At 75.2% G+C, this 12,820-nt stretch carries 11 protein-coding genes; 5 read left to right on the top strand and 6 right to left on the bottom strand.

What is annotated here, in order from left to right; all coding sequences use genetic code 11:
- Window positions 1-89: 89 nt before the first annotated feature.
- Together ACIGW4_RS09165 and ACIGW4_RS09170 are read left to right on the top strand one after the other, a co-directional pair.
- Complete coding sequence (locus ACIGW4_RS09165) at window positions 90-512, top strand: ArsI/CadI family heavy metal resistance metalloenzyme (protein ID WP_399579429.1); 423 nt, start codon at window positions 90-92, stop codon at window positions 510-512.
- Between the two features lie 138 nt (window positions 513-650).
- Window positions 651-1,523: a PhzF family phenazine biosynthesis protein gene (locus ACIGW4_RS09170; protein WP_398708653.1), complete on the top strand. Its 873-nt coding sequence runs from the start codon at window positions 651-653 to the stop codon at window positions 1,521-1,523.
- A gap of 38 nt (window positions 1,524-1,561) precedes the next feature.
- On the opposite strand, the gene ACIGW4_RS09175 is transcribed toward ACIGW4_RS09170, so the two are convergent.
- The gene (locus ACIGW4_RS09175; RefSeq protein WP_398708651.1) at window positions 1,562-2,449 is read right to left on the bottom strand and encodes a LysR family transcriptional regulator; all 888 of its coding nucleotides are present in this window, start codon (window positions 2,447-2,449) and stop codon (window positions 1,562-1,564) included.
- Window positions 2,450-2,573: 124 nt separating this feature from the next.
- Between ACIGW4_RS09175 and ACIGW4_RS09180 the strand changes: the two genes are divergently transcribed.
- Window positions 2,574-3,029 (top strand): cupin domain-containing protein, encoded by a 456-nt coding sequence (locus ACIGW4_RS09180; RefSeq protein ID WP_398708649.1) that lies wholly within the window; start codon window positions 2,574-2,576, stop codon window positions 3,027-3,029.
- Here ACIGW4_RS09180 and ACIGW4_RS09185 read toward each other — a convergent pair.
- The gene (locus tag ACIGW4_RS09185) at window positions 3,008-4,867 is read right to left on the bottom strand and encodes an IucA/IucC family protein (protein ID WP_399579434.1); all 1,860 of its coding nucleotides are present in this window, start codon (window positions 4,865-4,867) and stop codon (window positions 3,008-3,010) included. The genes ACIGW4_RS09180 and ACIGW4_RS09185 overlap by 22 nt on opposite strands.
- A 238-nt stretch (window positions 4,868-5,105) precedes the next feature.
- Here ACIGW4_RS09185 and ACIGW4_RS09190 point away from each other — a divergent pair, with 238 nt between their 5' ends.
- Entirely contained in the window at window positions 5,106-6,719 is a 1,614-nt protein-coding gene (locus tag ACIGW4_RS09190; RefSeq protein WP_398708646.1) for an IucA/IucC family protein, read from the top strand.
- On the opposite strand, the gene ACIGW4_RS09195 is transcribed toward ACIGW4_RS09190, so the two are convergent.
- The 3 genes from ACIGW4_RS09195 to ACIGW4_RS09205 form a co-directional block, all read right to left on the bottom strand.
- A complete protein-coding gene (locus ACIGW4_RS09195; protein WP_399579435.1) occupies window positions 6,694-8,043 on the bottom strand; it encodes an esterase-like activity of phytase family protein in 1,350 nt (449 codons plus the stop codon). The two genes, ACIGW4_RS09190 and ACIGW4_RS09195, sit on opposite strands and share 26 nt — an antisense overlap.
- Before the next feature lie 185 nt (window positions 8,044-8,228).
- Window positions 8,229-9,095 (bottom strand): hypothetical protein, encoded by an 867-nt coding sequence (locus ACIGW4_RS09200; protein WP_399579437.1) that lies wholly within the window; start codon window positions 9,093-9,095, stop codon window positions 8,229-8,231.
- Window positions 9,096-9,195: 100 nt separating this feature from the next.
- The gene (locus tag ACIGW4_RS09205) at window positions 9,196-10,992 is read right to left on the bottom strand and encodes a DUF2079 domain-containing protein (protein WP_399579439.1); all 1,797 of its coding nucleotides are present in this window, start codon (window positions 10,990-10,992) and stop codon (window positions 9,196-9,198) included.
- 51 nt (window positions 10,993-11,043) lie between these two features.
- Here ACIGW4_RS09205 and ACIGW4_RS09210 point away from each other — a divergent pair, with 51 nt between their 5' ends.
- On the top strand, window positions 11,044-12,189 hold the full coding sequence (locus ACIGW4_RS09210; protein ID WP_399579442.1) for a winged helix DNA-binding domain-containing protein: 1,146 nt from the start codon (window positions 11,044-11,046) through the stop codon (window positions 12,187-12,189).
- Here ACIGW4_RS09210 and ACIGW4_RS09215 read toward each other — a convergent pair.
- A complete protein-coding gene (locus ACIGW4_RS09215) occupies window positions 12,129-12,818 on the bottom strand; it encodes a potassium-transporting ATPase subunit C (RefSeq protein WP_123452469.1) in 690 nt (229 codons plus the stop codon). The genes ACIGW4_RS09210 and ACIGW4_RS09215 overlap by 61 nt on opposite strands.
- Between the last annotated feature and the right edge of the window lie 2 nt (window positions 12,819-12,820).

Consider the following 12,820-nt stretch of genomic DNA (forward strand, 5'->3'; position numbering starts at 1 on the left):
GCCTCGATATTGACAGTCATCGATCCCGGTGGCAACGTCAACTGTATCGACAGATGTCGATACAAGCTGCTTTCCCGAGGGAGACCGCCATGTCCCGCGTCCAGCTCGCCCTGCGCGTCGCCGACCTCGAAGGCTCGATCGCCTTCTACTCCAAGCTCTTCGGCACCGAACCCGCCAAGCGCCGCCCCGGCTACGCCAACTTCGCCGTCACCGAGCCCCCGCTCAAGCTCGTCCTCATCGAGGGCCAGCCCGGCGAGGACACCCGCCTCGACCACCTCGGTGTCGAGGTCGCCACCACCGAGGACGTCGCCGCCGCCACCGGCCGCCTCCAGGACGCCGGGCTCGCCACCTTCGAGGAGAACGACACCTCCTGCTGTTACGCCCTCCAGGACAAGGTCTGGGTCACCGGCCCCGGCAGGGAGCCCTGGGAGGTGTACGTCGTCAAGGCCGAGGCCGACACCCTGGAGAAGGGCTCCACGGCTCCGGCAGCGGCCGGGTGCTGCGGCCGCTGACCACCCGCGCCGACGGCGGGATCCGGTGCCCGGGGCGCCGGGGATCGCCTTCCCGTGGATTCCCGGGCGGCGGGGAGGTGTCGAGGCGTCGTCCTGCCGTCGACGGGGTACGGGACGTGGGTGGCTTTCCCGGGGAGGATGTTCGTGACCGTCGTTCAGGCCTGTGTGCGAGGCGGGGCGGGCGGGTGGGGCGGCAGTCCCACGGCCGTCCTGGACGACGGGGCGTACGGCGAGGACGAGCGGCGGCGGGTGCCCGGGGTGGCGGGGGCCTCGCACGCCGTCTTCGTCGCGAGCGAGGGCGAGCGGGACGGGCGTCCCGCCTTCTCCCTCCGGTTCTTCACCTCCGAGGGGGAGTTGCCCTCCTGCGGGCACGGCACGATCGCCGCCCTCGGCTTCCTCGCCGCGCGGGCCGGCACCGACACGTACGAGGTGTCCCTCCGCGTCGCGGGCCGTACGTTCGCCGGCCGGGCCGTGCGGAAGGGGCCGTACGCCGAGGTCGACTTCGCCTACGGCCCCGTGGAGCTCCGCGAGCCGACCGGGGCCGAGTCCGCGCTCGTCCTGCCGGCCCTCGGCCTCGCCCCGGACGCGCTCGGGCCGGGGGTGCGGGTCGCCTCCGTCGGGCGGCCGCGCCTGCTGGTCCCGGTGGCCTCCCGGTCCGCGCTCGCCGCCCTCGCCCCGGACATGGGGCGGCTCCGCGCCGCCTGCGACCGCTTCGGGCTCCTGGGTTGTTACGCGTACTCCGCGCCCTCGCCCTCGGGGCGGGCGGCCGCCCGCATGTTCGCCCCGTCGATCGGCGTCCCGGAGGACATCGCCAACGCCAACAGCACGGCCTGTCTCGCCGCCCACCTCGCCGGCCGGGGCATCGACCGCATCACGGTCGACATGGGGGATTCCCTCGGCAGTCCCGCCACCATCGGCGCCACGATCCAGGCCGGCCCGCCCGGTTCGTCCGGTCCGGCGGTACGGCTCGGCGGCGGCGTCCTCGTCAGACGGCCGGGCCACCGTCCGTAGGACCTCCGTTCCCCGTCGCCCCCTGACCGGCGCCGGGCTCAGCCGACGGTGCGCAGGGCCCCCAGCAGGTGCCGCAGGGCCGGTCCCGGCGGGCCCGGCCGGACGGCCAGCGAGGTGGCGACGGTGAGGCCGGCCAGCGGGCGCACCGCGACCCTGGGGACCCTCGGCAGCCCCCGCACCTCGTAGAAGAGGGTCCACGACGGTTCCCGGGCCGTGCCGATCGCCGTGAGCGTGGCCTGGAGGTCGCTGAACGGCGGCCCCGGGACCGGCCGGCCCCCGACCGCCCCGAACGCGCCGGTGACCAGTGCGTGGAAGGGCGGGTTCTCCTCCCGGGGAGCGAGCCGCAGCGGGAGGCCGGCCAGCTGCTCCAGGCGCGGTTCCGGCTCGGTCGCGAGCGGATGCTCCTCGGGCAGGGCGGCGTACAGCGGATCGCTCCACAGGGGGAGCAGCGTCAGGCCGGGTGCCGCCCCCGGCTCGTCCGGCAGCGCCCGTACGAAGGCCGCGTCCAGCTCTCCGTCGCGTACGGCCGCCAGGCGGCGGGTGACGGGCAGCCGGCGCAGACGCACCTGCAACCGGGGTGCCCCGGAAGCGAGTTCGCCCAGGACGCGGTTGATCCGGTCCCCCGGGCCGTGGATGCCGCCCAGGCGCAGGATCCCGTCGTCGCCCGCCGTGATGTCGGCGGCCACGCGCGCGGTGCGGTCGGCGGCCGCGAGCACGGCGCGCGCCTCGGGCAGCAGCCGCTCGCCGGCGGCGGAGAGCCGCACGCGCCGGGTGGTGCGCTCGAAGAGCTCCACTCCCCAGGCCCGTTCGAGCCGCCGGACCTGCTGGCTGACCGCCGACTGGACGACGCCGAGGCGCTCGGCGGCCCTGCCGAAACCGCCCTCCTCCGCCACGGTCACGAAGTACCTCAGCTGTCTCAGCTCCACCGCCGCCCCTCCCCCGCATTCATCACGAACGGTGATCCCCGCCGTCTGCAACCGCCTGTGGTGCGGGCTCTCTTCCCCGGATCGAATGGACCCCGAAGTCCCCGGCAGGAAGGAGCCGTGAGCCATGTCCGAGGTCCGGAAGGCGCTGGTCGTGCACGCCGAGGAGGCCGAGCGGGTCGACCTCCCCCACGGGGGCGGTTTCCGCCTCCTCGCCGACGCGCGCGACACCGGCGGCGCGTTCGGCGCCAACCGTCTCTCCCTCGGCGAGGGCGCGGCCGGCGCCCCGCCGCACTTCCACGCGCGGTCGACCGAGCTGTTCCACGTACTGGACGGGGCCATGCGGTTCGTCCTGGACGGCCGTACGGCGACCGTGGCCGCCGGCGGGCTGGTCTCCGTGCCGCCCGGGACACCGCACTCCTTCGGCGCGGCACCCGGCTCGACCGCGGAGGTGCTCGTGGTCCTGACCCCCGGCGTCGACCGCTTCGGCTACTTCCGGTCGCTCGGCCGCGTCCAGCACGGCCTGGAGACCTTCGACGCCCTCCTCTCCGCACAGGACCGCTACGACGTGCACTTCCTGTGAGCCGTGCCGGCCAGGGGGTTGCGGAGGGGGATCCACTCGTCCCGGTCCACGCCGCGCAGGCGCATCAGGGTGAGGGCCTTGACCCGGAGCTCCGGGGCGAAGAGGGCCGCCCGGTCGGCGCGGTTCTCCGGGGTCGACGGCAGGTCGTCGTAGGCGCGGTCGGCCGCGGCGGCGACGACCGCCCAGAGCCGGGCCCCGGCGGTCCGGTCACGGTCCGCGAGGGCGGAGACCAGGGTCCCGAAGGTCGTTCCGAAGAGGTGGCCGAAGAGCATCGTGCGGAGCACGGCCGGGTCGTCGTCGACCACCCGCCCGCCGACCGGCGCGGCGTCGAAACCGTGCCGGGCGAGACGGGCCGGGCTCAGCCGGACGTCGGCGAGGTCCCGGTAGACCAGTCGGCGGGGCCGGGCGTGCGCGTCGAGCACGACCAGGAGGTTCTGCCCGTGGGCGGCGGGGGCGACGCCCCGGCTCAGGAGGCGGACGAGCGGCGGGACCGCGAGGGCCGCGAAGGCGGCCAGCCAGTCGGCGCCCGCGTCCGGAGCGCCGGCCGACGCCAGGAGCGTCCGGATCAGGGGCGGCCCGTCGCCGGCGGGGCGGGCGGCGAGCGCCGCCACCGGCACGACCGTCTCCCCCGCCCGCAGGCCCGCGGCGGCGGACGGGGACTCGCGGAGCAGCACCGCGAGGTCGCCGCTGGGCTCGCCGCGCACGAGCGCGGAGGCGCCGGCGATGTTGCGGGTGACCCGCAGCGTGTCCGCCAGGTCGGCCACGACGTGCGCGAGGAGCTCCGAGAGCGGCGCGCTGTTCTCGACCCCGCTCGCCGAGATGTCGCGGACCGCGCTGGTCATCCGCGTGGACAGCGCCGTCTTCAGGTGCGGTCCGCCGTCGAGCGGCGCGAGGGTCCGTACGCTCATCAGCGGCCGGGCGGGGATCGCCCCGGTGGCGAACGGCCGGTGTCCGAGCCCCGGCAGGACGTGCTCGCTCTGCCAGGGGTGCACGGGCAGCAGCAGCCGGTCGCCGTCCCTCAGCCGGTCCGGCCACGCGCCCGCGACCCGGCACCGGTCGGCGGGGACCGCCACCAGGTCGAGGCCGACGACCGGGCGGTGCTCGGGGGCGTACGCGAGCTGCTCGGCCACGGAGAGCCCGGGACGGCTGCGGCAGGAGGGGTGGTACGGGTGGCCGTCGACGATGCTCTGCTCGACGTACGCGAGCGGGTCGTCGCCGCCGGGGCGGGGGGCCGGGCCCTCGGCGTACGCGAACGGGCCGGCGCCACGCGGGCCGGAGGCCGGGTCCGCCGCCCCCGCCGCGTCGAGCCGGTCGTCGCCGCCCGGGCCGGAGACCGCGCCCGCCGTGTACGCGGCCGATCCGTCGCCGTCCGGCCCGGGGGCCGCGCCCGCCGCCCCCGCCCGGGACAGTGCCAGGGAGGCGACGCTGTGGCCGAGCTCGGCGATCAGGGGGGCCGCGCCCGGGAGGTCGAGGGCGGCGAGGAGGGCGGCCGGGTGGTCGTGGGCGCGGTCGTCGAGCCGTACGGTCACGTCCTCACCGGGAACGACCAGGTCGTACGGGAGCCGGGGCGGGCCGCTCAGGACGCGCCCGTCGGCGAGCCGCACCCGGCCTGCGTCCCCGTCGCGCTCCACGACCCCCGGCAGCGGCTCGTGCAGCAGCGCACGCCACAGCCGGGCGAGGACCGCCGCCCGGGCCGGGGCCAGCTCCTTCCGGTAGGCGGGGAGGAGCCGGGGAGCCACCTCCGCCAGCTCGACGACGAAGGCCGCCTCGGCCGTCCCGGACGCCTCGGCCATCTCGGACGTCCCGGCCGCCTCGGACGTCCCGACCTCTTCGGCCATTCCGGCCGTCCCGGCCGCGAGAACGGCCCCGGCAGCGGAGGCCGCCCCCGGGGCGGGGGTCCTCGCGGCGGCAGCCGTCCCCGGAGGGGAGTCCTTCGCGGTGGCCGTCTCGGGGGCGCGCGGCGTGGGACGCGCGCTCGTATCGTGATCCGGAGCGGAGTGCATGAAGGCTCACTACCCTGCACAGGATGTCCCTATCGGCGGACGTTCCGCCGGGGACCGTGTGGAAGGCGCTGTCGTGAGTGAAGCCAAGGGTGGGGCCGACGCCCTCTCCGCCACCGCCCTCCTCAACTGCCTGATCCGGGAGGTGGCCGAGACCGGGCCGCGCACGGATCCGGACCACGCCGTGCACCGGCTCCCGGCGACCGGCCGGCTGCTTCGGGTGCGGGCCGGGCGGCGGCCCGCCGACCCGTGCGTCCGCACCGACGGCGGCTGGCTCCCGCTGACCTTCGAGGCCCTCGTCGCGCTGACCGCCGACGAGCTGGCCCGGCGCACCGGCGTCACCAACAGGACCGTCGTCGGCGAGATGACCGACAGCAGGGACGTCGTCGCGGCGCTGCAGGACGCGCGCGCGTCCGCGTGCCCGCCGGAGGACCCGTACCTGCGGTCGGAGCAGGCGCTGCTCGCGGGGCACCGGTACCACCCGGCGCCGAAGTCGCGCGGGGCGGGCGCCCCGGAGAGCTGGCTGCCGTACGCGCCGGAGGCGTACGCCCGGTTCCCGCTGGAGCTCCTCGGCGTCCGGGCCGACGTGGTCGCGGAGGACGGCGACCTGTCGCTCCTGGACGTGCTGGGCACGGAGGCGCCCGAGGGCCACGTCGTCCTCCCCATCCACCCCTGGGAGCTGGAGCTGCTCCGCGAGAGGACGCTGCCCGCGTTCCGTGACGGGCGGCTGCTGCGGCTCGGCCCCGGTGCGCCACGGGCGGGCCTGGCCGTGCCGACGTCCTCCGTGCGGACGGTGTACCTGCCGGAGGCCGACCTCTTCTGCAAGTTCAGCCTGGACGTGCGGATCACCAACGGGAACCGCCGTCTGGAGCTGCGCGACCTGCTGTGGCTGCGGACGGTCGGCGAGCTCCTCGCGCCCGTCTTCGAACCGCTCCCCACCGCGAGCTTCCTCGCCGACCGGGGCTACCGCACCGCCGACCTCGGCGGGCAGCACGCCTACGAGGGCCTCGCGGTGATCGCCCGCGAGGGGTTGCGGCCGCACCTGCTGCCGGGGGTGACGCCGCTGCTCGCGGCGGGCATCGGCGAGGGCTTCCCCGGCAATCCGGTCGACGGGCTGACGCCGGAGCGGGCGCTGGCGTGGTGGCGGCGCTACCTCGACCTGCTGGTGCCGCCGGTGCTGCACGCCTGGCGGGCGCACGGCCTGGTCCTGGAGTGCCACCTGCAGAACGTCCTCGTGGGCGTGGACGCCACCGGCCGGCCGGCGCAGGTGGTCTTCCGCGACCACGAGGGGGTGCGGATCGTCGCCGAGCGGCACCGGGGGCTCCTGGACCGGTACGCGTCGCGGGGGGCCGCACCGGTCCTGGACGCGGCGCACGGCTGGGAGCGGCTGGCGTACTGCCTGGTGACGAACAACCTCTCCGAGATCGCCGGCGCCCTCACCGACCGCCACCCGGAACTGGCCGGCGAACTGTGGCCCCTGGCCCGGTCGGTGTTCGCCGGGTACGCGGCGGAGCACGGCGGCCCGGCGGAGGTCTCCGCGCTGCTCGACTCGCCGCACGTGCCCGCGAAGACCAACCTCCTGCTGCGCTGGCTCGACGTGGACGGCGCCGACGCCCGCTACGTACCGATGGCCAATCCGCTGCGGCCGCCCTCCCGCGGGGGGCTCAGCGGACCGGGCGGTCCAGCCTGACCCGTACGAGAGTGGTGTCCACGCCGCTGTCGACGAGGCGGCCGTTCGGGTCGAAGGCCTCCGGGCCGTCCGTCATGCCGAAGTCGTTGTCGTTGAGCAGGACGAGGGTCGAGGAGCCCTCGACGGCGACGCCCTCGATCTTGCCGGGGACGCCCCCGACGGTGTGGAGGTCGATCACGAGGCGCTTGTCGAGGACCGGGACCCCGGCCGCGGCCGTGTCGTCGAGCTGTTCCAGGGTAGGGGTCGCGGCGGTGTCCCAGGAGGAGCCGAGGATGTCGGAGCCGCGGCGGAGGCGGACCTCGTAGAGGCGGGCGGCCTTGTCGGTGCGCTCCTGGACCAGGAGGCGGTCGCCGCCGACGGCGACGAGCGCGGAGAGCTTCAGCTCGGAGGTCCTGGTCTGGCCGGGCTCGACGACGTCGACGGCGTCGAAGCGGTAGGCGTACTCGGCGGTGACCCGGTTCTCGCGGGGCGAGAAGCGCAGGAGCCTGGTGGTGCGGGAGTTCTCGCCGGCGGCCTTGTCGGGGTTGAGCAGCGGGCTCTGCAGGCCGAGGACGAGGTCGCCGTCGGGCAGCAGCGCGAGGCCCTCGAAGCCCCGGTTGGTCTTGCGCTGGAGGAAGATCGACGGCAGCGACTCGACGACGGGGTAGTCGGTGCCGGTCAGGCCGAGGCCCCGGGGGACGTGGCGGGCGAGGACCCGGCCCTTCGCGGAGACGTGCACGAGCGAGGGCCCGTACTCGTCGACCAGCCAGAAGCCGCCGTCCCGGTCGCGGACGAGGCCCTCGGTGTCCAGGCCGTTCGGGTCGTACGCGAGCGGGGTGGAGGCGTCGTACGAGTACGGGGCCTCGTCGCGGCCGGGCTGGTTCGGCAGGCCGGTGACGGGGGCGCCGGAGGCGGTGGTGAGCGGGATGGACTTCACGACCCGGATCCGGTCGCCGACGGTGCGGATCTTCACGATGGCCGGGTCGAAGCCGGGCACGGGGAAGGTGCGCCGCTTGTCCTTGCCGACGGCGATCTGGCCGTTGGGGCCCCGGTCGGTGACGGTCCAGTACTCGCCGCGCCGCCCGGCCGGGTACAGGTCGCTGCCGATGCCGCCGAGGTCGACGCCCCGGTCGTCGGCGACGCTGCCCGGCAGCAGGGCGTTGCTGAAGGCGGCCAGCGGGATGTCGGGCAGGGTCGCGGTGGAGACGACCCGGGCGGCGGGGGCGCCGTGGTGCGTCGGCGTGGCGTCGGCCGTCCCGACGACCACCGAGAGCGCGAGCGCGGCGGACAGCGGCAGGACCACGAGGGCGGGCCGGCGCGGGAGGCGCGGATTCAGCGGATGCATCAGAACTCCCTTGAGCACGTGGAAAGTCGCCGGTGAGGGCGGCCTCATGGTCCGGTCCTTCGCTCAACTCCGGGCGACGCGTCCGCGACGCCCGGGCGAGTCCTGGGTGAACGTGCGTCTCCGTGCGCCCCCCGTTCACCACCGACGAGGATCAGCGCCGGTCGAGGATCAGCACCGGTCGAAGATCAGTACCGGTCGAGGATCAGCTGCGTCTTGAGGATGTCCCCGTGGTAGAGCCAGCCGTGGGACTCGGCGACGGCGACGGCGTCCGCGTGCAGGTCGGCCGCGTCGGCGTACGAGTCGGTCTTGAAGGAGAGTTCGACGACGTACTCCGTGCCGGTTCCGTTCGCGCCGACGACCGGCAGCACCTCGATGCTCGCGTCGTCGGAGGGGCCCCAGGCACCCCCGTACACCTTGGCGGTCACCGGCCCGTGGGCGCGGGAGGCCTGGAGGGTGGCCTTGCCCCAGCCGGCGCCGTTCCAGTTCTCCAGCTTGCCGGGGACGTCGTTGACGAGCCAGGTGCGGCCGGTCGTGCTCGTCGGCATCGTGGTGCCCGAGTAGCCGCTGGAGCTGTGGGACTTCTCGTTGGAGAAGCTGAGGGTCTGCTTGGCGTAGCCCCAGTCGACCTCGGCCTCGTAGTTGGTGTCGCCGCTGTCGAAGCCGGCGGCGTTGGCCGTGGTGAGCGCCGCGTCGATGTCTCCGTCGGTGACGGGGAACCGCTTCTTGTACGTCTCCTCGAACGACGAGCCGCTCTTGTGGCGCAGGCGGACGCTCCAGCCCTGGGCGTCGAGCGCGAGCGCGTCCGTGTCGTAGTAGCTGTACGAGCGGGCCTTGGCGGAGCCGGTGATCCCGAAGGCCGACCTGACCGCCGTGCTCGGCGCGAAGCCCGCTTCGAGGGCCGCCGTGGTGAGGTTGATCTTCACCTCGTACGTCGGGACGGCGTTGGCCGCGGCGTACGCCGGCGAGCTCGGGGCGAGGAGTGCGGCGGCGACGGCGAGGGCGACGGCCGGGCCGGCGGCGGCCGGGCGGGTGGTGCGGGACAGGAAGGTCATGCGCCGATGCTCACGAGCGCGGGTGAGGACCGCGTGACCCCTGGAGGTGGGCCCGGTGAACCGGCGGCGTCGGAACCGGAAGACCTCCCCCTCAACGGCCCTACCGCAGCAGCAGGTTCGTGCCCACGTCCTCCGGGACGGCCTCCCGGACGGGGGTGCTGTCCGGGCCCGGGACGCGCAGGCCGGGGATCGGTACGGGGCGCGTGCGGTGGAGGAGGACGGTGCCGTCCCGGTGCCAGGCCGTCGTGTAGCCGTGGGCGAGGAGGAGCGCGACCCGCTGCCGCTGTTCCTCGACGGAGGCGAAGGGGAAGGTCCGGTCGTCCGTCCGGAGGAGGACCCAGTCGGCGCCGCGCGGGGACCCGTCGGCGATGACCACGTCCGTACGGGCGGTCAGGCGGGGCGCGACGGTGTTGTCGGCCTCGACCCTCGCGCCGTCGGGTATGAGCGCGGCGGCCGTGACGAGGGGCCGTTTGTCCGGGGAGGGCCGCCAGGAGTCCGGCCGGACGAGGAGGTCGAGCCCGAGGACGACGGCCGCGGCGGAGGAGAGGGCGAGCGCGCCGGCGGCCCAGCGGCGCAGGAGGGCCCGCCGCCCGTGCAGCCGGGCCAGGGTCTCCAGGGCGGCCGTCAGGAGGACCGGCCAGAGGAAGGCGTCGTAGTGGTTGATCACCGGCCAGTGGTTGGGGTTGTCGGAGAGGACGCGTTCCGCGAGGAGGGGGACGGCGAGCAGGCAGGTCGGGGAGCCGAGCGGGAGCAGGGCGAGGGTGCCGAGGATCCAGGCCACCATGGCGACCTTGACGAAGGGGGTGACGGCGACCTGGAGCAGGGTCCAGGGGGCGGTGAGGACGTGGGCCAGGGCTTCCGCCGGATCGGCGCCGAGGCGTCCGTACGACCAGTAGTAGCCCTCGGGGCCGCCCATCGCCGGCAGGAACCAGGAGATCACGAGGGCGGAGACGAGCGGTCCGGCCAGGGCGAGCGCGAGGCCCGTGGCGCGGCCCGCCCGGTGGCCGGCGCGGTGGGCGCGGACCGCGAGGACGAGGCCGTACGCGCCGACGACGAGGCCCATGTCCTCCTTGGCGGTGCACAGCAGGGCCGCCCAGAAGGCGGCGGCGCCGTACCGGTGGGCGAGTCCGCGCTCCAGCATGAGGAGGGTGAACGGCACGGCGAAGGCCACCTCGTGGAAGCCGTTGTAGGAGGAGCCGAGGAGCGGCCAGCCCAGCGCGTACACGAGCCCGCCGAGGTCGGCGGCGCGGCGCCCGACGAGGGGCGGCGCGTCCTGGAAGGCGTGCCGGGCGATGCGCCGGACCACGGGCACGCCCGCCGCGAACAGCGCGGCCTGGGCGAGGATCAGCGTCCGCGGGTCGTCCCACAGCAGGTAGAGCGGGGCGAGGAGGGCGAGCGCGGGCGTGAAGTGGTCGCCGAGGAGCGAGAAGCCGGGCGGGAACTCGTGGTGGACGTTCTTGATCGGTGACCTGGGGAGCTCGCCGTGCGCGTAGGCCCGCACGGCCTGGTCGAAGATGCCGAGGTCGAAGCCCGTGGCCCGCAGGGCCGTCCAGGACTGCAGCCCGAGGCCCGCGCAGACGAGGAAGCAGAGGGCGGTGAGAGCGACGCCCCGGCGCCTGTCCCGGGCCTTGTCCCGGCCCTCGTCCCGGCTCCCGTCTCGCCCCTCGGCCCGACCCCTGTCCCGCGCCCCGTCCTGATCTCCGCCCCGCGCCCCGCCCTGCCCCCCGGTCCGCGCGCCGTCCCCCGCCTCCCGTGGTCCGTCGGGCGCCGCCGTCGGGTCCCCTCCGCCGACCGGACTCGGACTCGGGCTCGGATGCGGGCTCGGGATCAGGCTCGGCGCGAGGCCGGCGTCCTCGTCGGACGGGCGTATCGGCAGATGCGGCGGTGCGTTCCCCATGATCAGGACAGTACGTGGCGGGTCCGGCCGCGCCGGAGGGAGAATCGCGCCATGGTGATCTCCGCGCGCGCCCTCAACCGCTCCACCCTCCACCGGCAGTTGCTCCTGGAGCGCGCGCCGCTCGGTGTCGCGGACGCCGTCCGGCGGGTGGTGGGCCTCCAGGCGCAGCATCCCGGTTCGCCCTACGTGGCCCTGTGGAACAGGATCGCGGACTTCGCCCCGGAGCGCCTCGACGAGGCCGTGAACGGCTTCGAGTTGGTCAGGTCGACGCTGATGCGGATCACGCTGCACCTGGTGCACGCCGAGGACTACCGGGTCTTCCGGGAGGGCATGGAGCCGACGCTGCGCGGTTCGCGGCTGCACGATCCGCGGTTCACTAAGGCGGGGTTCACGGCCGCCGACGCCGACGCGCTGCTGCCCGGCCTCCTGGAGTACGCCGGGAGCGCGCGGACCGGGGCCGAACTGCGGGGGCACATCGAGGAGGGCCGGGGCGGGCCCGTGGAGAACGTGGTCTGGCGGATGGTGCGGCAGTACGCGCCGCTGTGGCACGTGCCGACGGGCCCGCCGTGGTCGTTCGGCACCGCGCAGTCCTTCGTCACGGCGTCCGAACTGCCGGTGCTCGGGGACCCGGAGGTGTCCGCCGCCGGTCTCGCCGCCCTGGTCCGGCGCTGTCTGGAGGGCTTCGGGCCCGCGTCCGTACCGGACATGGCGCAGTTCACGACGGCCCCGCGCCGCCTGGTGCGGGAGGCGGTGACGTCCCTGGAGGGGGAGCTGGACCGGCTGGAGGGGGCCGACGGGACGGTGCTGTACGACGTGCCGGGGGCGGTGCGGCCCGACGAGGACGTCCCGGCGCCGCCCCGTCTCCTTGCGATGTGGGACAGCGTCCTGCTGGCCTACGCGGACCGCGGCCGGGTCATACCGCCCGCGTACCGCAAGCACGTCATCCGCGTGAACGGCGACACGCTTCCGACCGTCCTCGTCGACGGGTACGTGGCCGGGGTGTGGCGGCCGGTCGACGGCGGGATCGAGGTCTCGGCCTTCCACCCGCTGCCGGCGGACGTCTGGGAGGCCCTCGCCGTCGAGGCGGGGGCGCTCGGGCGGCTGCTCGCGGCCCGGGACCCCCATGTCTACCGCCGCTACGACCACTGGTGGGTCAAGGGGCTGCCGGCGGTCGAGTCCCGGGTTCTGCCCTCCTGACGTCCCGCCAGTGCCGCGAGGGCGACGTTGAGTTCGAGGACGTTGACGCGGGGCTCGCCGATGAAGCCGAGGAGGCGGTCGTCGGTGTGGTCGGCGACGAGCTTCTCGACGCGGGCGACGGCGAGGTGGTTCCTCTCGGCGACCCGGTGGACCTGGAGCCCGGCGTACTCCGGGGAGATGTGCGGGTCGAGGCCGGAGCCGGAGGAGGTGACGGCGTCGGCGGGGACGTCCGAGGGCTTCACGGCGTGGCCCTTCACCGAGTTGTCCCTCACGACGGCCGCCTTGGCCTCCTTCACCCACTGGATCAGCTCCGCGTTGTCGCCGGAGCGGTTGGTGGCGCCGGAGAGGATCAGCCCGTACCGGGTGTTGACGGTGTTCGCGCCGAGGCCGCGGGACGGGCGCGGCTGGAACCAGCGGAGGTCCTCGTACGTCTGGCCGATGAGCTTCGAGCCGACGACCTTCCCGCTTCCGTCCTTGATCTCGGAGCCGTTCGCCTGGGCGGGGAAGGCCACCTGGGCGATCCCGGTGACGGCGAGCGGGTAGAGGACGCCGCAGATCACGGTGAGGACGAGGAGCGCGCGCAGGCCCGCCCAGAGCACACGGCCGGTGTTCGCTGCTGAGTTGGTCATCG

The organism is Streptomyces sp. NPDC053513, assembly GCF_044544765.1.
GTDB classification, from domain to species: domain Bacteria; phylum Actinomycetota; class Actinomycetes; order Streptomycetales; family Streptomycetaceae; genus Streptomyces; species Streptomyces litmocidini.